Below are 21,610 nucleotides of genomic sequence, written 5' to 3' on the forward strand. Positions count from 1 at the left end.
AAGAAAAAGGGGCGGCCTGACGGACCGCCCCCGATCATCGCCTCAGAAGTCGAACCCGACCCGGACACCATAGGTGCGCGGGCGCGAGAAGCCCGCGTTGAGCACGCGGTCCGGCCCCGCCGCAACGAAGGCACCGAACACCATCGGCCGCTCATTCTCGATATTCTGGACGAACGCGGCGACCGAGAATTTCCGGTCTTCCGGACGATAGGTCAGCGAGAAGTCGGTCTGGGTGAACGCCTTCTGCGCCAGGTCCCGCTCGTTGAAGATCGTCAGGAAATACTTGCTCTTGAACCGCGAGAAAGCGGTCGCGGTCAGCGTACCGGCCTCGCCCAGGTCGAAGATGTGGTCGTAACCGACCGTGATCACGACTTCGGGCGACATCGGCGGCGTGTTGCCCGACAGGTTCGGCTGCTGGATGCCGGGCGTGACCGGATCGATATCGCCAACACTGGTTGCCGTGCAGCCGACGCAGACCACGGCATAGGCGGCGAGCAGGTCGTCGAACTTGGCGTTCAGATAGTTGAAGCTGCCATAGAAGCGGTTGAACTTGTTGAGTTCGATGTCCCACTCCGCCTCGACGCCCCAGATCGTCGCCTTACCTGCGTTGAAGATCTGGCTGCCCACCGCATTGTCGAGCAACACCGCGTTCTGCAGACCGGTATAGTCGTAATAGAAGGCCGACAGGTTGAAGCGATGCTGGCTGCTCGGGCCGAAGTCGAGCTTCATGCCGGCCTCATAGGCGGTGTTGGTCTCGGGACCGTAATCGCCGACCGCGTCGAAGCCACCGCCCTTGAAGCCGGTGCTGACCTTTGCATAGAGCAGCATGTCGGAAGTGGGCTTGTAGTTCAGCCCGATCAGCCAGCTGACATTGTCTTCCGACTGGGCGAGGTTGAGGACCGTCGGTGCCGGGGTGGTGGTCAACTGCACCGGGCCGACGTTGGCGGTGAACGGATAGTTGATGAACACGGCCTCGCGGTCACCCTTGGTGTAGCGGATGCCACCCTGGACGGTCAGCTGATCGGTGATCGGCACATCGACCTGGCCGAACACCGACCAGCTCTTGCTGAGCACCGGCGCGCGGCGGAAGAAGTTGATATAGCCGCCGAGCGGACCGATCAGCGGGCTGTGCAGGCCGCGCGTCGTGTTCAACTCTTCCTGATAATAGAAGCCGCCGACCTGATAGAGGATCTTGCCCGCTTCGCCGTTCAGGCGCAGCTCGTGGCTGTGCGTTTCGACGTTCGTCCCGAAATCGAGGAACACATAGCTCGGCGGGAGCGTGGGCTGGTCGATCGTGTCGGTGGAGCGATAGCCGCCGATATAGGTCAGCGTCGCCGGGCCCATGTCATATGCGATGCGGCCACGCAGCGCGAGCGACTCCATCGACTGAAAACCGACGCCGGAGTTCGGCGCGTTGTAGTTGTGGCGATCGACATTGGCGAGGAAGTTGGTGTTCTGCGGGAAGCACTGCGATCCCGCGATCAGCGGCGCAATATCGACGAACCCGTTCAGTGCGCACCCCGCGCCAGGCGCGTTGGCCGCGGCCAGCAGGTTCACCGAGACATAGTTTTCGAGCAGCGCGTAGGAGTCGACATATTCGACCGCCGCATCGACCGTCAGATTGTTGGTCGGCTCCAGCCGCAGTGAAAGACGCCCGGCCTTCATGTCCTGCGCGCCGCTGCGGTCGAGATAATTAGGCACGAACGGCTTGCCCGCCAGCGGGTTGGTGGTGCGCAGCGTGGCGGCGTTGGGGTGGAAGGTATAGCCCTTGCCACGGTTGGAATAGATACCCGACGCGCGGATCGCGATCCCATCCGAAATCGGCAGGTCGACGCCGGCATTCAGGATGACCTGATCGTAATTGCCATAGCTGGCCGAGCCATTGGCGCCGAACACATTGCCCGGCTTGCGGGTGATGAAGTTCACGGCGCCGGCGGTAGCATTGCGGCCATAGAGCGTGCCCTGCGGCCCGCGCAGCACCTCGACCCGCTCAAGGTCGAAGATCGCGGCGTTCAGCACCGTGGTGCGGTTGATGTACTCGCCGTCGATGTTGATCGTGACCGAAGTGTCCTGGGTCTCGTTATTGCTGGCGGTGCCGATGCCGCGCACCGCGACATAGGTGTTCTGCTGATCCTGCGTGATCTGGATGCCCGCAGCGACGCGATCGAGCTCGCGCAGGTCGGTAACACCGGCTTCGGCCAGCGCCTCCCCCGACACGACGTTGATCGCGATCGGAACGTCCTGAACGCTTTCGCTGCGGTTCTGCGCGGTAACGACGATTTCGTCTTCGGCGGTCTGTACGACCTGGGCCGCAGCGGGCGCGACGGCCATCATCGCGGTTCCAGCAAACAGGCACGACTTGAACATGAGCTTACGCATCATTCCCCTCCCTCACTCTGCGCGGGTGATCCCGCATCTGAAGTAAATAGAACTGGTATTCTAATTCATTTAAAAACGAAGTCAAGCGGCCGTGGTGACACCGACCGGGGCGACCAACTGGCCCGCAAGCATGTCGATCTGAGCGGCGATGGCGGCGTCGACGAGCGCGCCGTCAGCATCGAACGGACGCTGCTCGACAGAGTTCACCGCGATGCCGAGCGGGGTCGGCCAGCCGCGCATCGCATGCACCACGCCGCGCAACGCCGACAGCGTCACTCCGGTCGCCTGCCACCCCGCTGCCGACACGATCAACCCGACCGGACGTCCGTCGAAATAAGGGCGGTCGTCGCGCGCCAGTTCCTCCAGCAGATCGATGGCATTCTTGACCAGTCCGGAAATGCCGCCGTGATAGCCGGGCGACGCGATCACGAGCGCGTCCGCCGTGCGGACACCATCGACCAGCGCGCGCTCGGCCTGGTTGCGGATCGGCGCGCCCGGATCATAATGCGGCAGCTGTGCCAGGAACGGGCCGTCGAACATCTGCACCTGCGCCCCGCGCGCGGCGCAACGATCGAGCGTCGCGCGCACCAGCCGCTCGCTCGACGAGCCCTCACGCAGCGTCCCGCCAATGCCGACGACCCGGGTCATGCCTTTCGGCCTCCGCCGAATGCCGGCATCACCTTGCGCGACAACAGGTCGAGCGTCTGGTTGCCCAGCCGCAGTCGCTCATCGGTCAGCGGGCCAGTCAATGTCCCGCAGAGGATGTTGCCGATACCGAGCTGCTCATAGGGCTTCAAATGCTCGATCACCGTTTCGGGCGATCCATAGAGGCACCAGGTGCCGATCCAGTCGTCGGTCAGCGCGTTGGGGGTGCGATCAGTCTTGCGGTTGGCGTCGTCGGATTCGGCGCGTGCGTTGAACTCGGCCTCGCGCTCGATCGCGTCCTGATAGTGGCGCAGGATCACCATCAACTCGTCGCGCGCCTGCTCGTCGGTCTCGGCGACATGCACCGCCTGATAGGTATGCGTCGTCCAGTCGAGCGCCGACGCGATCGTCGCGGCATCGTGCCCGGCTGCGTCGAGCATCCCGCGATAGACGTCGAAATATTTCTTCACATGGGTGAACGGCTCGGTTCCGCCGATATTTGGCGGGGTGAAGGCCGGGATGAAGGCCGGCCAGCCATGCGTCGCCGCACGCCGTGCGCTCGATTCCTTCATCGCCACCGGCATCAGCCGAGCATGACCCGGCGTGTAGGATGCCGGCGCGATCCGCTGGAGCACCTTGCCCTGGTGCGGCCCATTGTCGATCACGACCGCCGGATCCTCCATCCGTTTCGCCCAGAGCTCCTCAGCGAGCGCAAGATTGCGTTCCGAAATCGCGCCGGCATCCTTGTAGTTGACGCCGAAGCCGATCATCTCCTCGGGCGTCGTTCCGCTGCCGACACCGACGAGCAGCTTTCCGTCGGTCAACTGGTCGAGCAAATTGATCCGCTCCACGAACCGCACCGGGTGGTGCAGCGGCACCGACACCACCGAAAAGCCGTAATGCAGCTCGGGCAGCTTCGCGGCCAGATAGGCGGCGAAGATGAAGCTGTCGCTCGCCAGCGGCATATACCCGTTGAAATGATGGTCGGGCATGAACACCGCGTCGAAGCCCAGATCACGCGCCAGCGTCGCGTGCCGCTCCAGGTCGTGCATCAGCTTCCGGTCGTCTTCCGGGCGCATCGACCGAGCATTGAGAAACACCGAGAACCGCATGACCTCTCCCCCGCGAATCAGAATCTTCGCTGTTGTCTAAATTAGAATTGACGTTCCTATTTTGATATCCCTTATGCCCGGCATGTCAAGTCCCACCCCGTCGCTCACCGAAACGCTCGCCGCGAGCGCGCTCAGCCGCCAGCCTCGTCAGGGGCGCAGCCTTGCTTCGTTCCGGCGAATGCTCGATGCCACCAAGGCGCTGATGCTGGAGCGGGGGAGCGAGGACTTCACCTTGCAGGACGTCAGCGATCGTGGCGCGGTGTCGATCGGTTCGATCTATCTGCGCTTCGAGAGCAAGGACCGGCTGCTCCATGCGGTGATCGCAGAGGAACTACAGGCCATCGTCGAGAAGGAACGTGAGCTGATCGAAGGGATTCTTGCCCAGTCGAGCTCACTGTCCGAATTCATGCCACGCTATGTCGACGGATATAGCGACTTTCTGTCGGACCACGCGCAGTTGCTGCGAACAATCATGCAACGCGCATCAATCGACCCGGCAGTGTCCGAGCCAGGCAAGGAAACCGCACAGCGATCGGCCGACTTGTCGGCAGGGGCGATCCTGACCTTTCGCGACGAGATCCGGTCGAAGGACCCCGAGCGCCGTGCTCATTCGGTCTTCCGCATCGTCTTCGCCACCGCCGCACGCCAGTTCGGCCTCGGCTCCACGGCGGAATCGGCGGACGACGCGATCTGGAACACCTTGAAGTCGGAGCTGTCGACAATGGCGTTGGCATATCTCCAGTACGAAGACTGATCGGACGATTCCGAGGGCCCAGCTGACCGGCACCGACACATCCTAGTACTGAACGCCGAGCAATTGCTGGAGATCGAGACCGGTGCGATCCTTGACGGCCTTTGAAACCGGATAGGTCGTATAATCGATCTCCATCGCGAGGAACGGTGCCATCGTCTCGTGATAATGGCGCACGTTGCGTGCGAAGATCCGCATCATGTAGTCGGCTGCCCCGGACACGGCGTCGCAGGAGACGATGTTCGGGGTGGCGGCAAGAATCGCTTCAAACTGCGCGGTCTTTTCCGGCGTGGAGTCCCGGACGCTGGCCATGACGATGAACTGGCTGAGATTGCCGAGTCGTTCGATGTCGAGATCGGCATGATAGCCGCGAATATGTCCTGCAGCTTCAAGCTTCTCGATCCGGACCGCACAGGGGGTCGGCGAGAGGCCGATGTCCGCTGCGAGGTCGACCTTGCTGATCCGGCCATCACGCGCAAGCGTCGCGAGAATCCGAACGTCGATCGAGTCGAGCGGCTCGGATCTCATGTCCCGCACCGGTGACGCAGCACCATCCCCGCCCGTGCGCCGGTATGCCGCCCCTGATCCAGCGTCAGGACACCGTTGACGATGACGTCAGCGATGCCGGTGGCGGGTCGCATCGGCGCGGTCCAGCTCGCATGATCCTCGACCGCATCGGCATCGAACACGATCACATCGGCGCGCAGCCCTTCGCGCAACAGCCCACGGTCGGACAGGCCCATGCGCAGCGCGGGCCAGGAGGTCATTTTGCGCACCGCATCCTCCAGCGACAGCACGCCCCGCTTCCGGACATAATCGGCGAGCACTCGGGCGAAGGTGCCATAGGAGCGCGGATGCGGCAGGCCCATCCCGTCAAGCTCGCCCAGCACTGCGGCTGCCGCGCCGTCGCTGCCGATGCTGATCCAGGGCTGACGGATCGCGGCGTCGATGTCGGTTTCATCCATCACGAAGTAGAGGGCGAACGCGCGTTCGGGCAGCGCGGCGAGCATGATGTCCCATGCCGCGTCCGCAGGATCCTTGTTCAGCGCCGCGCCGATCTCGACGAAGTTCTTGCCGTGAAAGCGAGCGGTCTGCGGCTGATGCGAATTGGCAAGGACGATGTTCTGCCACCCGCCCGCCGCCTCGACCAGGCTCGACCAGCTGGGGATCGATCCGGCAGCGGCATCGCGCTTCAACCCGGCGCGCAGCGAGGGGTCGCGCAGTTTCGCGAGGCCCGCCTCGAACCCTCCAGCAAAGACATGGCCCGGCACGGTCCCCTCAAGCCCGGTGCCGGCGGCGGTGTAGGGGTAGAGGTCGGCCGCGACATCCACCCCCGATCGCGCGCTGCGGCGATGCGAGCGATGGCTTGGGGCATCAGCGTACCCCAGCCGGGAGCATAGGCGGCCTTCAGATGGAAAATTTCGACCTTGGCCCCGCTGTCCTCTCCGATCCGGATCGCCTCGTCGACGCTGTCCAGCAGACGCGCGCTCTCGTCGCGCACGTGGGTCGCGTAAAAGCCGCCGCAGCGCGCCGCGACCTTGGCGAGCGCGACCAAATCCTCGGTCGCGTGGAAACGGTCGGGCGGGTACATCAGCGCAGTGCTGATTCCGAACGCCCCGGCCCGCATCGCACGATCGACCAGCGCACGCATCGCGTCGAGCTGGGCCGGGGTCGGGGTGCCTGCGCCATCGCCCATCACGGCGACCCGCGCCTGTGTCGCGCTGTAATAGGTGCCGAAATTGACCGCGATGCCGCGCGTCGCGAGGTCGTCGAAATAGCGCGGGATCGCGTCCGCCGGGACCGGTGTGCCCCCTTCCCCGCCGATCAGCGTGGTCACCCCCATGCGCAGCTTGTTCTCCGCCGCGCCGTGGATGAGCAGCACGCTGCCCGACTGGTCCATCATGTCGATAAAGCCGGGGGCAACATAGCGACCGGTGGCATCGATCTCCTTTGCGCCCCGCGCGGCGATATGACCGATCCGGGCGATCCTGCCGTCCTTGATGCCGATATCGGCGCGGACCCAGGGATTCCCCGCCCCGTCGAGTACGCGCCCGCCCCGGATGACGATGTCATAGGCCGGGACCGGTGCCGCGCCGAGCAGCAGCATCGCCGCGCCACCCCATGCGAACCGCGACCATTTCATGCTGGCCAGCCCCATAGTTCGGGTGGGCACGACGCCTGACCGCCGACATAGCTCACCGACGGTTCGCGATCACGCTCCAGAAAGATCGGGCCGTCGAGATCGACGATGTCGCAGCGCTGCCCGAGGATGAAGGCCGGGGCCATTGCAAGGCTCGATCCGACCATGTTGCCGACCATCACGTCGAGGCCATGCAGCCGGGCGGCATCAGCCATCGCCAACGCCTCGGTCAGGCCGCCGCACTTGTCGAGCTTGATATTGACGACGCTAAACCGCCCGACGAGGCGCGGGATGTCCCCGGCCGTCAGCACGCTTTCGTCCGCCGCGACCGGAATCGCGCATTTGATGCCGTCGAGATCGGCCTCGCGCCCGCGCCGCACCGGCTGTTCCAGGAGCGCGACCCGCTCTTTTGCCAACATGCGGATCAGCGGCACCAGATCCTTCCGCACAAACCCCTGGTTGCCATCGACCCCCAGCCACGCATCGGGCCGCGCCGCGCGGATCGCGCGCACCCGGGCGCTATCGAGCGGCAGGTCGCCGGTCAGCTTGATCTTGATATGCGGGACATCGGCATAGGACGCGGCTCGGCCCGCCATTGCGTCGGGGTCGTCCGCGCTGAGCGTGAAGGTGGTGGCGAGGGGCCGGGGTGCGGCACGGCCGGCAAGCTGCCACACCGGCTGGCCGCTGCGCTTCGCCTCCAGATCCCACAGCGCCGCATCGACCGCGTTGCGCGCGCCGCCCGGCGACATCGCCGCGCGCAGCCCCTCGCGGCTGACCCCCGTTCGATCAGGTCGCGCTGCGCGTTGATCTGCGCGATCATCCGGTCGGGGGTTTCGTCGAGATAATAGACGCCCGACGCCTCGCCGCGTCCGACATGTTCGCCATCGGTCAGCGTGACCACGACGACGTCCTGCCCGTCGAACTCATAGCCCGCGATGCGGAACGGCGCGATGAAGGGGAAATGCTCGATTGCGATATGCAGTGCGCAGCGCCGATTAGTCATAGGGCCGCCCCAGGATCGACGCGACCGCGCGATCCATCGATGTGCGTATCGGATCGAAGGCAGGCACGCCCATCTCGTCGCTGGCGCGCGCCAGTGCGTCGGCGCAGGCGGCATCGTCGAGCTTCGCCGTGTTCAGGCTGACCGCGCCCAGCCGCGCCTCCGGATTGGTCACCCGCGCGGCGGCGAGGCAGGTTTCGGCGACCTCGGTCAGCGAACGCACCGGGAAGTCGGTCATCGAATGGAAATGCGTGCGGCCCGGCTCATGGCACAGCACCAGCACGTCGGGCTGCGACCCGTGAATGATGCCCAACGTCACCCCGGCAAAGGCGGGGTGATGGATCGCCCCTGCCCCTCGATCACGTCCCAATGATCGTCGGCGGCGTCGGGCGACAGAGCTTCGGCGGCACCCGCGATGAAGTCGGAAACCACCGCGTCCATCGGAATGCCCGCGCCCGCAATGATGATCCCGGTCTGGCCGGTCGCACGGAAATCAACATCCGCACCGGCGTCGCGCAACGCCCGGGTCAGCGCGAGCGCGGTGTATTTCTTGCCGAGCGCGCAATCGGTTCCGACAGTGAGGATGCGCTTGCCGGTGCGCTTGCGGCCGGTGGCGGTCTTGATATCGGCCGGCGGCACGCGAACGTCGATCAGCCGCGCGCCCGCTGCCTGCGCCGCATTGGGGAGACCGGGAACTTCGGCAAGCCGGGTGTGCATTCCGCTCACGATGTCGAGCCCGCCGCGCGCCGCGGCCACCAGCGCCGCGTGCCACGCCGCCGGGATCTGTCCGCCGACCGGCGCGACCGCGACGACCAGCGACCCCGCACCCTTCCGGACGGCAGTCGCGACATCGAGGTCTGGCAGGCCCAGGTCGGCGGCCTGATCGCTCAACCGATACTGGCCGAGACAAGCGTCGCGCGCCCAGTCGCGGATACCGAAACCGGTCTTGGCGTGCAGCGGTTTGACGACATCGCCGACGAACAGGACATAGGGTTTGCGCAGCTCGATCATTTCATTCCTCGATTTCGACTATGGGTCGCGCCACCTCAGCTAGCGGAAAGCGCCCCGGAATTGCGTCTGAATTAGCCCGCCGAAACAGCAGCTTCGCCTGTCGGTCGGGGTCGTCATTCCAGCAGCGTCGTCAGCGACACGTCGTGCGGCGCACGCACCGCGCGCGATACCGGCAACAACGTGCAATCGAGCCCGATCGCATCGAGTGGCGCGAGCAGCGCGCGGCAATCGCTCTCGTCTGCGGCATAGGCGGTCATCACGAAATCGACTGCCCCGAACACCGCATCGCACTCGGCAATCTGCGGGATGGCCGCGACCAGTTCCTCGAACCGCCGGGCAGCGTCGGGTGTCCATTCCCGGATACTGACGATCACGGTGAAGCGCGTGAGTCCCGTGACCCGCTCGACCGCGACGTCGGCGTGATAGCCCCGAATATGCCCCGCCGTTTCGAGCTTCGCGACCCGCGCACCGCATGGTGTGGGTGACAGACCCACCACCTCCGACAGCTGCGCTTTGGTCATCCGCCCGTCGCGTTCCAGCGCGGCCATGATCCTGATGTCCAGCCGGTCGAGCGGGCGCGCCATCAGCGGAGGTCAGGCACCGATGGTCGCCGCATAGACGCGCATCCAGTTCTCGCCCATCACCTTGTCGATCTCTTCCTTGCGCCAGCCGCGCGCGACCATCTCGGCGCGCACGGCGGGGAGTTTCGAGATATCCTCGAACCCCTGCGCATACTGGATCGGGTCCTGGACATAGGTCATTTCGGGCGGGAAGGCGAAGGACTCGTCGGGGACAATTTTCGAGGTCGAGCCGACGGTGAAGTCACCGCCGATGCCGATATGGTCGACGCCCACCAGCTTCTTCAGATAGTCCAGCTCGTCGACATAACGCTTCACATTGGCGCGGACCCTGGGCTGGGTGCGCTTGCCCGCGTCCGTGCTGCTCCAGCTCATGAACGGGTCAATCGCGCTGACCCCGAACAAGCCGCCGGTCTTCGCGATCCCCTCGATCACGCGATTCGACGTGTTGCGCGGATTGGGGTTGAGCGCGGCGAGGTTGGAATGGGTGGCGACGACCGGGCGCTCAGCCATCGCGATTACGTCGAGGCTCGACTGTTCGCCCATATGCCCGCCGACATCGACGAGGATGCCGAGCTTCTGCATCTCCGCGACCATCACCCGACCCGCCTTGGTCAGGCCGATATGCGGGTCGAGACAGCCCCCGGCGAACTGGTTGGTGAGGTTGTAGATCAGCCCGACGACGCGCAGCCCGGCTTCGTAGAACAGCCGCATCGTCGTCTTGGGGGGTTTCGACCACCAATCGCTCTCGCCCTTCATCGCGAACAGATCGGCTTCCTGCCACCCGATGGTGAGCGAGATCTTACCCTCCGCCTTCAACCGCCGGATGTCGCCTGCGGTCTTTGCGATCCCAACCTCCTTGGAATGCTTGTCGACGAATTCGTGCAGCGCCGACATCTGAAGCAAGGTCGGGAGCATCGAGACGCTCCAGCTGTCCACGCCGCCCTTGCGCAACAGCGACAGATAATGGGCGGTCGGTGCCGATGGGCTGCACCCGTCCACGACGATCGGGGTGGTGGAGGGAGCCGCGGCGGGCTGCGTCGCCGATCCGGAGGTCGGGGCTCCCGTCGCCGCAACGAACAACCCGCCGCCTGCGAGTTTCATCATGCCGCGGCGGTTTAGGTCAATCGTCACGGGTCAATCTCCATCGGCCAGATCTATTTCGACGGTTGCGCGAACGGCACCGGTTCCTGCCCCTTGAGATGGCGCAGAAAATATCCCGCGAGCCGCCGCGCTACATAGGGTTGATAGCCGACATCGTGCGCGGCATTGGGCATCAGCACCAGATCATAGTCCTTACCCGCCTTGTTCAGTGCATCCGCCAGCGCGACGGTCTGGTTGAACGGCACATTCTGATCGATATCGCCTGTGACCAGCATTAGCTTGCCCTTAAGCCGGTCGGCGAGGTGTAGATTGTCGACCCGTGTGTAGCTGTCGCCCGGCTCCCCCGGGACGCCGAAGAATCGCTCGAGCGAAATCGACGAAATCATCGTGCGGTAATCATGCGGCCCGGCGATGGACACCGCCGCCTTGTAGAAATCAGGGAACAGGAACATCGCCCGTGCCGAGGCATAGCCGCCGAACGAGATGCCGGTGATCCCGACGCGGTCGAGGTCCAGATAGGGCCGGGTGCGCGCCGCAGCGCGGATGCCCGCGACATGATCGGACAGCGCGATCGGATCCTCGTCCGCCATCGGCGACATATGGAAATCGCGCGACCGCCGGGGCGTGCCGCGCCCGTCCTGGACGATGATGACGAAGCCGAGTTCGGCGAGCGCCTGCATATAGGCGGCGCGACCTGCGAGCGCGTCGGTGAACCCCTGTGGCGCGAACGATACTTGTGGCCCGGCATAGATCTGCTCGATCACCGGATAGCGCTTCGTTGGATCGAAATTGGTCGGCTTGAGCAGCACGCCGTAAATGTCGTGCTTGCCGTCGGTGCTCTTCGCGACCAGCCGCTCGGGCGGCGTCCAGCCGGTCGCCAGCAGCGCGCTGGCGTCCGCCTCGACCAGCTTCGCGACCAGCCGGCCATTCGCTGCGCGGATCACCGTCGCCGGGGGTGCGGCGATCGTCGAATGCGTATCGACGATGTAGCGCCCGCTCGGCGACATCCGCGCGGCGGGCGTATCCCAGTGGCCGTTGAGGCCGCGCGCGGGATAGTTGGTGAAGCTGTGATCGGCGTCCTCGGGCGTCAGCAGCTCCGGCGTGCCGCCATCGAGCCCGACGCGGTAGAGGTGGCGGTAATAGGGATTGCGCCCCGCTTCGCGCCCGCCCGCTGTGAAATAGACCAGCCCCGCCGCCTCATCGACATGGACGATATCGAACACCGACCAGTCGCCGGTGGTCACTGCATTCTTCAGCGCGCCGGTCTTTGCGTCATAGCGATAGAGATGCCCCCACCCGCTGCGCTGTGACCACCACAGGATTTCATCGCGCTGCGCCAGCAGGCGGACATTGGGGACGTGATAGTCGAACGGGTTGAGGTTGAGGAACTGCGCGTCACGCTCTTCCACCACGGTCCGGCTCTTGCCGCTATCGAGATCGACCGCGACCAGCCCGAGTGCGCGGGAATCGCGCGTCGATGTGGCGAGGTAGAGCGTGTTATCGCTGATATCCCAGCCCGGCTCGCCGACCAGCGCCCAATAGGGGGCATAGTCGTTGAACCCCAATGCCCCGCCATCGACCGGCACGGTGCCACCGTCCTTGAGGTCGATCAGCACGAGGTGATAGCGCTTCTCCGGCGCGTCTGCCGGGGTCGGCATCGGCATCTGGTGCGCGATCGGGCGCGGCGCGTCCGGGGGAAGAAATTCGGTGACATAGGGTGCGGTCTTCACCCCGCGATCGTCGGTGCGGATGGCGAGGATATAACGCCCGTCGGGCGACCAGGTCGCACCGGGATAGACCGGCTGCGCCTGCCCGCGCCGTTCCTCGACAAAGGTCGTCTTGTAGGCGGTGTAGCGATAGGGAAAGTCGGTGCTTCCATCGCTTGTCAGTGCCCGTTCCGCGCCGGTCGTGACGTCGCGCAGCCAGAGATTATGGTCGCGCTCGAACAATGCCCGACGCCCGTCCGGCGACGCTACGGTCGCGGGGTCTGTGGCAGCGGCGGACGTGTCGCTGCATCGGGTCGCCGCGCGGTTGCACGCGAAGGTCCGCTTGTCGGCGGTGAAGGTAACGGTCTTGAGGTCAGCGGAGTAGCTGATCGCGCCGAACGGCAGCTGGATCGGTGCGACCGCGCGGCCCAGTTCGCGCGACAGCATCGCGGCCACGCTCGCGTGATCGAACGACGGCTCGGCCTTTCCGGTCGCGGCGTTGACGGTGACGAAGCGGACGCCGCCCTCAACCTCATGCCGGTACCAGAAATGGTCGCTTTGGCCGATCCAGTTGGGCATCGGCGCGGCGTTGCGCACCAGCTTGCGGACATTGGCGGGGTAGAATTGCGACGCGCGCTCGATATCGGCTGCGGTTACGGGAGCGTCGGTCTGCGCTGCCGCTGGGAGCGTAAGGGCAAGGCCGACTGCGATCACTGCGACCACAACACTACGCCCGACATCGAACAGCATCGATACAATCCTCGGCCTGTCAGAAGGAACGGCGACCCGCGCAAGCACGGGCCGCCGCCAGTAGGAGCATCCCTAGTAGCGCACGGTGAAGGTTAGGCCAGCCGTGCGTGGTCGGTTGATGAAGGCGGAGGAGAGCGGACCGTCGAGCACTCCGTTGACCAGTCGCGCCGAGCTGGTCGGGATGGTCGTCGCCTGCAGCTCCAGATCGTTGAGCACATTGGTGACATAGGCGGTCAACGACCACCATTTCCGCTCCAGCCCGACGCGCAGGTTCAGCATTTCCATGCTCCCCAGCTTGCCGGTCGCGAAATTCTGCGGGAAGGTTTCGCGCTCGCCGATGTATTGGAACGCGACCTGACCGGTCAGCGCCAGATCGTCGCCGTCCAGCGGCGTGTTGAAGTCCGCGCCGGTCGAGAAGGACACCTTTGGCACGTTGGGCGGACGATTGCCCTTGGCGAGATCCTGATAGTCGGCAGGCGCGCCGGCGACGGCGAACACCGACATTCCCTCGCTATAGCCGGCCTCGGTCAGGTTGCCGCTGAAGAACAGCGACAGGTTGCGGCTGGCCTTGTAGCTGCTCTCGACCTCGATCCCGTAGATCCGCAGCTGCGGCCCGTTGGCGGTCAGCGCGCCGGGGTTGCTGATCCCGATCTGCGGATTGTCGAAGTCGGAATAGAAGGCCGCGACGTTGAGCGTCAGGGCACCGTTCATCAGGCGTGACTTCACGCCGATTTCCCCCGTCACCACATCGTCCTGGTCATAGGTCAGCGCGTCGTTGAACGCCGGAGACCCCACCGGGCCAAAGCCGAGTGCAGAGAATGGACTGTTGAGCCCGCCATTGCGCACGCCGCGGGCCAGCGTGCCATAGATCATGACGTCATCGTTGACGTCATATTCGACCGCAACGCGCGGCAGAAAGGTGTTGAGCTTGAAATCGAAGCTGGTGCCCGGGCCGCCCGGCGCGTTCAGTGCGTCGACATCATTGGGCACCGGGAAATAGACCGGCGCAAAGATGTCACCGGGGTTGGTGAAGATCGGCGAGAAAATGCCGATGACGAAGGACTCGACCAGGGTCGCAGTTACCTTCTCATTGACGTAGCGCGCACCCGCAAACAGCCGCAGACGATCCGAAGCGGCATAACTCAGCTCGACAAAGCCCGAGAACTGACGGGTGTCGGTCTGGGTCGTGCTGCGCTCGATCTCGGTCGATCCGGTGTCGGTGATGTTGGCGTAGCCGTCACCCGAAACCAGCGCGGTCGCGGTCGACCTGGTGTCCTGGAAATACGCGCCCGCAACAATATTCAGCGGCGAGTCGAAATCCGTGACGAAGCGGAACTCCTGCGAGACGGCGCGCTCCCTGCTCCGCGTCTGGGCGATCGCCGTCAGGTCTGACGACAACAGGTTGCTCGCCGTGTTGAACGGCGGGAAGGCGTTGAAGAACCCCTGAAACCCATAGGTGTAAGCCGAGCTGAACGTCTCGGCCTGACGGCGGCGATGGTAGAGACCGGTGATGGATTCAAGCGTGATCGGGCCGGAATTGTAGGTGATCTTGCCGCTATACAGCTCGAAATCGTCCTGGTTCAGCCCGTCGATCAGGCTGAGTGACGGCGCGATCAGGTCTTCACTTCCGACACTGTCGCCGATCGTCGACGGATTGATGAAGTTCAACTCGCCGATATCGTCGCGACCGAAATGCGCGGCGAGGCGGATGGTGAGTTCGTCGGTCGGCTTGGCCAGAATGATCGCGCGGCCGCCATAGGACTCGAAATCGTTCATGTCCTTCTGGTTGAGCCCCAGATTGTCGATATAACCGTCATCCTTGCGGTAGAAGCCGATCGCGCGGATCCCCAGCTTGCCTGGGACGAGGATCAAGCTCGACGCATTTTCGACGCGATAGTTGAAACCGCCATGATCGGTGACGCTCGCGCCGCCGCTCCACGTTCCGGAGAAGGTCTTGCCGTCGAGATCGGGGTCGGCAGCGAAATAGCGGATCACGCCGCCCATTGCGCCTTCGCCGAAATAGGTCGGCTGTGGCCCGCGCAGAATTTCGACGCGATCGAAGTCGAAGAAGTTGAAGTCGCGCTGCGACGCGGAGGAGGATGCGACCGAAACATCATCGACCATGATCGAAACCAGCGGCTGCAGCGCGTTGCCGGAGACCTGGGTGCTGTTGGTCACGCCGCGGATGTTGATTTCGTTGGTATTCGGGCCGCGATCGAGCATCTCGACGCCCGCGACCCGGCCAGCCAGATCCTCGAAATCGACGATGCCGGACTTTTGCAGATCGTCGCCGCCCAGCGCCGTGACGCTGCCGCCGATATCCTGAACCGATTCCTGCCGAAAGCGGGCCGTGACGACGACTTCCTCGACCTCGCTCGCCGCGACCGGAGCATCCCTGTGCGGCAGCTGCCGAACCGAAGCCAAGCGTCGAAACGCCTGCGACCAAGGTCGCAATAACCCCCTTAGTGCCACACAAACCTCCTCTTGTTGAGCCGATACAAGCCGTTGCGACGCAACGGTAATCATGACGTCCGGGCGAGATCGTCCGGTCCGCGCGAACGGTGTCCGCGCAGTTGCAGTGCCTGTAGCCTGACGATCCCCGCCGCCTTTGGAGTCCTCTCAAACCCCCGTGTGAGTCGTTCTACAATACATCAATGTATTGTCAATAAACCGTCATCGAAATTTCACCGATTCCCTGCGGAAATCCTGGCAGTCAGCAGCCGCGAAATCGGTCGGGCGACGAGCAGCATGACAACGCACGCCCCGCCCGCAAACGCCGCGTTCAGCGCGAAGAACTGCGCATGCGGCATCCTTTCCCACAAGGTCGCGACATGGCCGACGAGCAGATTTCCGAGGAACACCGACAGGAACACCGTGCCCATCATCGTCGAATTGATCTGGCTAGGCGCGGCGCGCGAGAACAGCGCGAGCAGGGTCGGCCAGTAGAAGGTGAAGCCAACCGCGTTTAGCCCGTAGAGCAGCACCGGCCAGATTGCCCCGACACTCTCGCCCCGATCAGCCCAGCCGGCGGGCACCATCATCATCAGGTTCGCGCCCGCGATGATGCAATAGCCGATGGCGAGCTTCGCCATCTCGCCCGCCTCACCACCGCGCCGCGCCTGCCAGCGCCACAGCGCAATCAGCACCGGCACGGCCAGGATACAGAACAGTCCGTCGAGCGCATTGAACGACGCCGTCGGCACGGCCCAGCCAAACAAGGTCCGATTCACCGATGCGTCGATGAACAACAGGCCCGCATTCATCTCCTGAAAATAGGCGGCGCAGGCCGGGATGCTGATCGCGCCCAGGAACAGCAACGCAGCGACGCGTCGCCAATCGTCGCCGCTGAGCGGGGCATGCGCCGACACATCCCGCTGCCGCCTGCGATCGGCGGGAAGATGCTGCCAGCCGCCGAGATAGGTCGCCAGCGCGATCAGCATCAGCACACCCGCCGCGCCGAACCCGACATGCCAGCCATAGAGCTGTGCCAGCACGCCACACAGCAACGGGCCGAGCAATGCGCCGACATTGATCGCCGCCGAGAAGATCGCAAAGGCGCGCGTCCGCTGTGCGCCTTGATCGGCGCCGTAGAGGAAGCCGACCTGGACCGAGATATTGCCCTTGAGGCACCCGGTCCCCGCGATCAGAAACACGATGGCGAACAGGAAGCTGCCTTCGAACGCCATCAGGAAATGACCGATTGCCATCAGCACCGCGCCGAGCAGCACCGTGCGCCGCTGACCCAGCCAGCGATCCGCCAGCAATCCGCCGAAGATCGGGGTGAAATAGACCAGCCCGGTATAGAGGCTGAACATCTGGCTGGCGAACGCCTGATTGGACAGCGGGCCGGTCAGCCCCTCAATCCCCGCGCGCAACCCGGAGAAGCCGAGCACGCTCTCCGCAACTCCCGGCGTCAGAATATGCTGGAGCATGTAGAGCAGCAGCAGAGCGGACATGCCGTAGAAGGAAAACCGCTCCCACGCCTCGGCGAAGGCCAGATAGGCGAGTCCCTTGGGATGACCCCACAGGGTATCGCGCGGGCGAACGGGCGATGTCACGACCATCGCGTCAGATATCCGTCCAGTCGGCTGCGTCGGCATCGGCGAAGCGGTCGGTCGCGCGGATCAACTGGTCGAGAATCCCCGGCTCGGAATAGGCATGGCCGGCACCGTCGATCAGGTGAAACTCCGCCTCCGGCCACACGCTATGCAGCGCATAGGCATAGGTCGCTGGGCATGGCAGGTCGTAGCGACCGTGCACGATGACGCCGGGGATGTCGCGTATCCGATGCGCCTCGCGCAGCAACTGCCCCTCCTCCAGCCAGGCGCCATGGGTGAAATAGTGGTTCTCGATCCGGGCGAACGCGAGTGCATAGGCCTCATCGCGCCACAGCGCGTCCATCGCCGCACTGGGGAGCAGGGTCGATGTCTCGCACTCCCAGCGCGTCCACGCCTGCGCTGCCGCGACCTGCGCGGCCGCGTCGTCGCCGGTCAGGCGGCGGCGATAGGCGGCGACCAGATCGCCGCGCTCCGCCTCCGGGATCGGTGCCTGAAGCCGCGCGAATTGCTCGGGAAACACCTCCGACACGCCGAAGCGGTAGAACCAGTCGATCTCGGCCCGCGACACGGTGAAGATCCCACGCAGCACCAGTTCGCTGACGCAATCCGGATGGGTCTGCGCATAGGCCAGCCCCAGCGTCGATCCCCATGATCCGCCGAACACCAGCCACTTCTTCACTCCGGCCAGCTCGCGCAGGCGCTCGATATCCGCAACCAGATGCCAGGTCGTATTGGCGTCGATGCCGGCATGCGGCGCGGATTGTCCGCACCCGCGTTGATCGAACAGCAGGACATCGTAGCGGCTGGGGTCAAACAGACGGCGGTGCGAAGGCGAAAAGCCGCCGCCCGGTCCGCCATGCAGGAACACCGCCGGCTTGCCGCCAGGCGTACCGACGCGCTCATAATAGAGCTGATGCCCGTCACCTACGTCGAGCATCCCGCTCGCATAGGGTTCGATCTCCGGATACAGGCCGCGCAGTTCGGATCCGAGCATCTTACCACCCAAAGACAAACAATACAGATGTGTATTGTTTCAGCGGTTCGGTGGTCGGAGTCAAGTCGGATGCGAAACAGAAATCCGGGACGGGGCGTTGGGTCTAGTTCAGTCTGCGCCCGTGAAAACCCTTACGTAGCGACGAATGAGATCCTGCCGCTGCTCGAGCGATTCCTTGAGCCCCGTCGCATAATATCCGACCTGGTGGAAATAGACGATGCGCGCGCGGATCATCGCATCGTCCTCGTCATACCCGCCCTCGGCGAATACGGCCTGGATCGCGTCGATGCGGATCGCGTCGACCTCCTGCACGACCTCCTCGACCTCTGCGGACAAATTGGCCCAGGCACGCACCGCCCGGTCATAGGCCGGGCTAAATCCCTGCTCGGAGATGTACAGATGCGCCAACCGCGACAAGCGCTCTGCGACCGTTCCCGGCGCGGCAAGAACGTCTAGCATGGGTTGTGTATTACTCGCCCGCCAATCCTTGAGCAGCGCGCCCAGCAATTCGGTGTGATCCTTGAACCGCCAGTAAAACCCGCCACGGGTCACACCAACCGTCTTGGCGAGCCGGTCGATCTTCACGCTTACGATTCCGTCCTCAATCAAGGTGCGCCGTGCGATATCGATCCATTCCTGAGTTGAGGGCGTATGTTCGGGCGGCGGAGTACGACGCCATGTTCGCCCCGTCTTTCCAGCACCCGCCCCTGTCTTGGTCGCCGTCGATTTCTTCTCAGCCATAGTGCCTCATTGCCGGATAACTACGCGCACGGTCAATCGCCGCCTCCGGTTCGCGCTGCCCGCTGTGCGGAGAGGCTGGACATGTCAATACATAGATGTATTTCTTGTTCGAAATTCGCGTGGCTGGCCTGCCGAACTGCGCGATCGGGGAGAACAGGGTGGCACGCAAGACCGACAGCCTCGCATTGATCGCCGCCGTCGTGATCGGCAACGGCATCGCGCATATCGGCACCTCGACCATGCCGCTTCAGGTCGGCGCGCTGATGGATCTGGGTCTGAACGGGCGCGAGGCAGGGTTGTTCGGATTCTTTCAGATCGGCGCACTGGCGCTGTCGATGATCGCGCTGGCCCCCTTCATCCATCGCGCGCGATCGGTGACCGTCGCAATGGTCGGCGCGACGTTGGCGCTCGGCGCGCACGTGGCGATGTACTTCATGCCCGGCTCCTTCCCGTTGTTGCTGTTCTTCGCTGCGCTGGCGGGGACAGGATATGGGCTCGTCTTCGCCGCGACGATCACCGGCGGCTCGACTGCGGCTAACCCCGACCGGGTCTATGCGATCGGCAATGGCGGCGCGGTCGCCTATGTCGTCGCGCTGATGTTCGTGATGCCAATGGCGAGCATCTATCTGGGCCGGATGGGTGCCTTCCTCGCTGTCGCGCTCGCAATCCTCGTCACCATGCCGATGATGCTGGCATTCCGTGCGCGTGCAGAACTGCCCGCGATCGACGCCGCTGGCCTGCTCCGCCAGCCGGCGGTCCTCGCGCTGATGCTGATGTGGGCGGGCTATTCGCTCGGAACCGGGGCGCTGTGGAGCTTTGCCGAGCGGATCGCCAAGGGTTTGGAGATCGCGCCCACTACCACCGCCACGATCCTGTCGTTGAGCGCGCTTTGCGGCATCGCGGGAACGGTCGTTGCCGCATGGCTGGGCGGACGCGCGCCGCGCATCGCGTCGATGATGGTCGGACTGATCGGCACCGGCATTTCGTGCCTGCTGATGGGATTCGCGACCGGGGCGGTCACGTTCGCGATCGGGGTGCTGACCTACTGGATCTTCTACATGTACCAATATTCGGTCTTTCTGGGCGTCGCCGCAGCGATCGATCCGTCGGGCCGCGCCGGGACGATGGGTGGCGGCTGGGAGCGCTTCGCCTTTGCCATCGGCGCGCCGATCGGCGGGCTGGTCGCCGATTTCGGCTCCTATTCGACGTTGGGGATTCTCGGCTTTCTGTGCTGCATCCTGACTATCCCGCTGTGCATGCCGCTGGTCGCGCGGCGGCTCGCCAATCCGCAGGTCGCCCCCGCCTGACAGCAAAAATCGGCAATCGCCCCGACGCATAAATACACTTGTGTATTTATGCGTCGGCTTCGCGGAAAACAGGGGGAGCAGCGCAAGTGACACGATATTCGGCGTGGTCACTCCTGCGCGCGGGCTTCACAGGGCAACGCAACTGGACGCCCGCATGGCGCGACGCAGAGCCGCGCAAACGCTACCAGGCGGTGATCATCGGCGGCGGCGGGCATGGGCTGGCGACTGCTTACTATCTCGCGGCCCATCACGGCATTCGCGATGTCGCGGTGATCGAGCGCGGATGGATCGGCGGCGGCAACACCGGGCGCAACACCACGGTGATCCGCTCGAACTATTTCTTCCCCGGAAGCGCGCGCTTCTACGATTTCTCACTGAGCCTGTACGAAGGACTGTCGCGCACGCTCAACTACAACATCATGTTCTCGCAACGCGGCATGTGGAGCTTTGCCCATGACCGGCATGGGGTCGAGATGCTGCGCCGGTCGGTCAACGCGATGCGGCTCAACGGCGTCGATGCCGAGCTTCATTCCAGCGACGCGGTCCAGGGGCGCGTTCCCGGCCTGAACCCCTCCCCCCGCTTTCCGATCGTCGCCGGGCTGTTCCAGCCGCGTGGCGGCACCGCCCGCCACGATGCCGTCGCGTGGGGCTATGCCCGCGCCGCCGACGCGCTTGGCGTGGACATCATCCAGAATTGCGAAGTGACCGGGTTCGATCTGCGCGAAGGCCGGATCGTCGGCCTGCGCACCAGCCGAGGCGACATCGCCACCGATTGCGTCGGCATGGCGGTGGCGGGGCACAGCAGCGTGCTGGCGAAACGCGCCGGGTTTCGGCTGCCGATCGTGTCGTACGCGCTACAGGCGTTTGTGTCGGAACCGCTGAAGCCCGTGCTCGACACGGTGGTCCTCGCGCCGTCGACCGGGACCTATCTCAGCCAGTCTGACAAGGGCGAGTTGGTGATCGGCAGCGCGCTCGACCTGTTCCCCTCCTATGCCCAGCGCGGCAGTCTGCCGGTGCTGGAGCATACAGCGGCGGGGCTGATCGACCTGTTCCCGCACTTCTCGCGCGTCCGATTGCTGCGGCAATGGGCGGGTATCGTCGATGTGACGCCAGATTCGACTCCGATCCTGGGCGAAAGCCCAATCAAGGGTCTGTACCTCAACTGTGGCTGGGGGACCGGCGGGTTCAAGGCGATCCCCGGCGGCGGATATTGCCTCGCCCACCACATGGCGACCGGCGCGGCGCATCCGCTGGCCGCCCCCTTTTCGCTCGATCGCTTCCGCACGGGCGCGCTGATCGATGAATCCGCCGCATCCGGCATCGCGCATTGAGGG

At 64.6% G+C, this 21,610-nt stretch carries 17 protein-coding genes and 1 pseudogene; 3 read left to right on the forward strand and 15 right to left on the reverse strand.

Features of this window, described 5'->3' with window-relative positions; genetic code table 11:
- Nucleotides 1-42 precede the first annotated feature (42 nt).
- The 3 genes from LRS12_RS19175 to LRS12_RS19185 all read right to left on the reverse strand — a co-directional run bounded on the left by LRS12_RS19175 (nt 43) and on the right by LRS12_RS19185 (nt 4,136).
- Nucleotides 43-2,379 (reverse strand): TonB-dependent receptor, encoded by a 2,337-nt coding sequence (locus LRS12_RS19175; RefSeq protein ID WP_257846061.1) that lies wholly within the window; start codon nt 2,377-2,379, stop codon nt 43-45.
- Between the two features lie 81 nt (nt 2,380-2,460).
- Nucleotides 2,461-3,027: an NADPH-dependent FMN reductase gene (locus LRS12_RS19180; RefSeq protein WP_257846062.1), complete on the reverse strand. Its 567-nt coding sequence runs from the start codon at nt 3,025-3,027 to the stop codon at nt 2,461-2,463.
- A complete protein-coding gene (locus LRS12_RS19185) occupies nt 3,024-4,136 on the reverse strand; it encodes an LLM class flavin-dependent oxidoreductase (protein WP_257846063.1) in 1,113 nt (370 codons plus the stop codon). The genes LRS12_RS19180 and LRS12_RS19185 overlap by 4 nt, the downstream gene beginning before the upstream one ends.
- A gap of 82 nt (nt 4,137-4,218) precedes the next feature.
- Here LRS12_RS19185 and LRS12_RS19190 point away from each other — a divergent pair, with 82 nt between their 5' ends.
- The gene (locus LRS12_RS19190; RefSeq protein ID WP_257846064.1) at nt 4,219-4,890 is read left to right on the forward strand and encodes a TetR/AcrR family transcriptional regulator; all 672 of its coding nucleotides are present in this window, start codon (nt 4,219-4,221) and stop codon (nt 4,888-4,890) included.
- 42 nt (nt 4,891-4,932) lie between these two features.
- Here the strand turns inward: LRS12_RS19190 and LRS12_RS19195 are convergent, their stop codons facing one another.
- The 12 genes and pseudogenes from LRS12_RS19195 to LRS12_RS19255 all read right to left on the reverse strand — a co-directional run bounded on the left by LRS12_RS19195 (nt 4,933) and on the right by LRS12_RS19255 (nt 18,969).
- Nucleotides 4,933-5,415 carry an Lrp/AsnC family transcriptional regulator gene (locus LRS12_RS19195; RefSeq protein ID WP_257846065.1) on the reverse strand — a complete coding sequence of 161 codons (483 nt, stop codon included), beginning with the start codon at nt 5,413-5,415 and terminating at the stop codon, nt 4,933-4,935.
- Entirely contained in the window at nt 5,412-6,083 is a 672-nt protein-coding gene (locus tag LRS12_RS19200; protein ID WP_257846066.1) for an amidohydrolase family protein, read from the reverse strand. Before LRS12_RS19200 ends, LRS12_RS19195 begins: the two co-directional genes overlap by 4 nt.
- Nucleotides 6,080-7,060 carry an amidohydrolase family protein gene (locus tag LRS12_RS19205; RefSeq protein WP_257846067.1) on the reverse strand — a complete coding sequence of 327 codons (981 nt, stop codon included), beginning with the start codon at nt 7,058-7,060 and terminating at the stop codon, nt 6,080-6,082. The genes LRS12_RS19200 and LRS12_RS19205 overlap by 4 nt, the downstream gene beginning before the upstream one ends.
- Entirely contained in the window at nt 7,027-7,776 is a 750-nt protein-coding gene (locus LRS12_RS19210) for a dipeptide epimerase (protein ID WP_308223061.1), read from the reverse strand. Before LRS12_RS19210 ends, LRS12_RS19205 begins: the two co-directional genes overlap by 34 nt.
- Before the next feature lie 246 nt (nt 7,777-8,022).
- A pseudogene (locus LRS12_RS19220) lies at nt 8,023-9,038 on the reverse strand (DUF1611 domain-containing protein).
- A 113-nt stretch (nt 9,039-9,151) separates the two neighbouring features.
- The gene (locus tag LRS12_RS19225; protein WP_257846070.1) at nt 9,152-9,622 is read right to left on the reverse strand and encodes an Lrp/AsnC family transcriptional regulator; all 471 of its coding nucleotides are present in this window, start codon (nt 9,620-9,622) and stop codon (nt 9,152-9,154) included.
- 9 nt (nt 9,623-9,631) lie between these two features.
- Nucleotides 9,632-10,720 (reverse strand): dipeptidase, encoded by a 1,089-nt coding sequence (locus LRS12_RS19230; protein WP_257846071.1) that lies wholly within the window; start codon nt 10,718-10,720, stop codon nt 9,632-9,634.
- 53 nt (nt 10,721-10,773) lie between these two features.
- A complete protein-coding gene (locus LRS12_RS19235; protein WP_257846072.1) occupies nt 10,774-13,176 on the reverse strand; it encodes a S9 family peptidase in 2,403 nt (800 codons plus the stop codon).
- Between the two features lie 72 nt (nt 13,177-13,248).
- On the reverse strand, nt 13,249-15,600 hold the full coding sequence (locus LRS12_RS19240; RefSeq protein WP_257846073.1) for a TonB-dependent receptor: 2,352 nt from the start codon (nt 15,598-15,600) through the stop codon (nt 13,249-13,251).
- Between the two features lie 260 nt (nt 15,601-15,860).
- Nucleotides 15,861-17,276: a peptide MFS transporter gene (locus LRS12_RS19245; RefSeq protein WP_257846074.1), complete on the reverse strand. Its 1,416-nt coding sequence runs from the start codon at nt 17,274-17,276 to the stop codon at nt 15,861-15,863.
- On the reverse strand, nt 17,245-18,228 hold the full coding sequence (pip, locus tag LRS12_RS19250) for a prolyl aminopeptidase (RefSeq protein ID WP_257846075.1): 984 nt from the start codon (nt 18,226-18,228) through the stop codon (nt 17,245-17,247). Before pip ends, LRS12_RS19245 begins: the two co-directional genes overlap by 32 nt.
- Before the next feature lie 108 nt (nt 18,229-18,336).
- On the reverse strand, nt 18,337-18,969 hold the full coding sequence (locus LRS12_RS19255) for a TetR/AcrR family transcriptional regulator (protein ID WP_257846076.1): 633 nt from the start codon (nt 18,967-18,969) through the stop codon (nt 18,337-18,339).
- A gap of 158 nt (nt 18,970-19,127) precedes the next feature.
- On the opposite strand from LRS12_RS19255, the gene LRS12_RS19260 reads away from it, so the two are divergent.
- On the forward strand, nt 19,128-20,276 hold the full coding sequence (locus tag LRS12_RS19260; RefSeq protein ID WP_257846077.1) for an MFS transporter: 1,149 nt from the start codon (nt 19,128-19,130) through the stop codon (nt 20,274-20,276).
- A gap of 86 nt (nt 20,277-20,362) precedes the next feature.
- Nucleotides 20,363-21,607, forward strand: a complete 1,245-nt coding sequence (locus LRS12_RS19265; protein WP_257846078.1) for a sarcosine oxidase subunit beta family protein — start codon at nt 20,363-20,365, stop codon at nt 21,605-21,607.
- Nucleotides 21,608-21,610 lie beyond the last annotated feature (3 nt).

This window comes from Sphingomonas sp. J344 (assembly GCF_024700005.1).
Classification (GTDB): domain Bacteria; phylum Pseudomonadota; class Alphaproteobacteria; order Sphingomonadales; family Sphingomonadaceae; genus Sphingomonas.

Excerpts from the sequence above, each read along its gene's own strand:
- LRS12_RS19210 (WP_308223061.1), bottom strand. The coding sequence starts at position 7,776 with ATGTCGCCGGGCGGCGCGCGCAACGCGGTCGATGCGGCGCTGTGGGAT.
- pip (WP_257846075.1), bottom strand. The coding sequence starts at position 18,228 with ATGCTCGGATCCGAACTGCGCGGCCTGTATCCGGAGATCGAACCCTAT.
- LRS12_RS19185 (WP_257846063.1), bottom strand. The coding sequence starts at position 4,136 with ATGCGGTTCTCGGTGTTTCTCAATGCTCGGTCGATGCGCCCGGAAGAC.
- LRS12_RS19230 (WP_257846071.1), bottom strand. The coding sequence starts at position 10,720 with ATGAAACTCGCAGGCGGCGGGTTGTTCGTTGCGGCGACGGGAGCCCCG.
- LRS12_RS19190 (WP_257846064.1), top strand. The coding sequence starts at position 4,219 with ATGTCAAGTCCCACCCCGTCGCTCACCGAAACGCTCGCCGCGAGCGCG.
- LRS12_RS19245 (WP_257846074.1), bottom strand. The coding sequence starts at position 17,276 with ATGCCGACGCAGCCGACTGGACGGATATCTGACGCGATGGTCGTGACA.
- LRS12_RS19255 (WP_257846076.1), bottom strand. The coding sequence starts at position 18,969 with ATGGCTGAGAAGAAATCGACGGCGACCAAGACAGGGGCGGGTGCTGGA.
- LRS12_RS19175 (WP_257846061.1), bottom strand. The coding sequence starts at position 2,379 with ATGCGTAAGCTCATGTTCAAGTCGTGCCTGTTTGCTGGAACCGCGATG.
- LRS12_RS19195 (WP_257846065.1), bottom strand. The coding sequence starts at position 5,415 with ATGAGATCCGAGCCGCTCGACTCGATCGACGTTCGGATTCTCGCGACG.
- LRS12_RS19225 (WP_257846070.1), bottom strand. The coding sequence starts at position 9,622 with ATGGCGCGCCCGCTCGACCGGCTGGACATCAGGATCATGGCCGCGCTG.
- LRS12_RS19235 (WP_257846072.1), bottom strand. The coding sequence starts at position 13,176 with ATGCTGTTCGATGTCGGGCGTAGTGTTGTGGTCGCAGTGATCGCAGTC.
- LRS12_RS19180 (WP_257846062.1), bottom strand. The coding sequence starts at position 3,027 with ATGACCCGGGTCGTCGGCATTGGCGGGACGCTGCGTGAGGGCTCGTCG.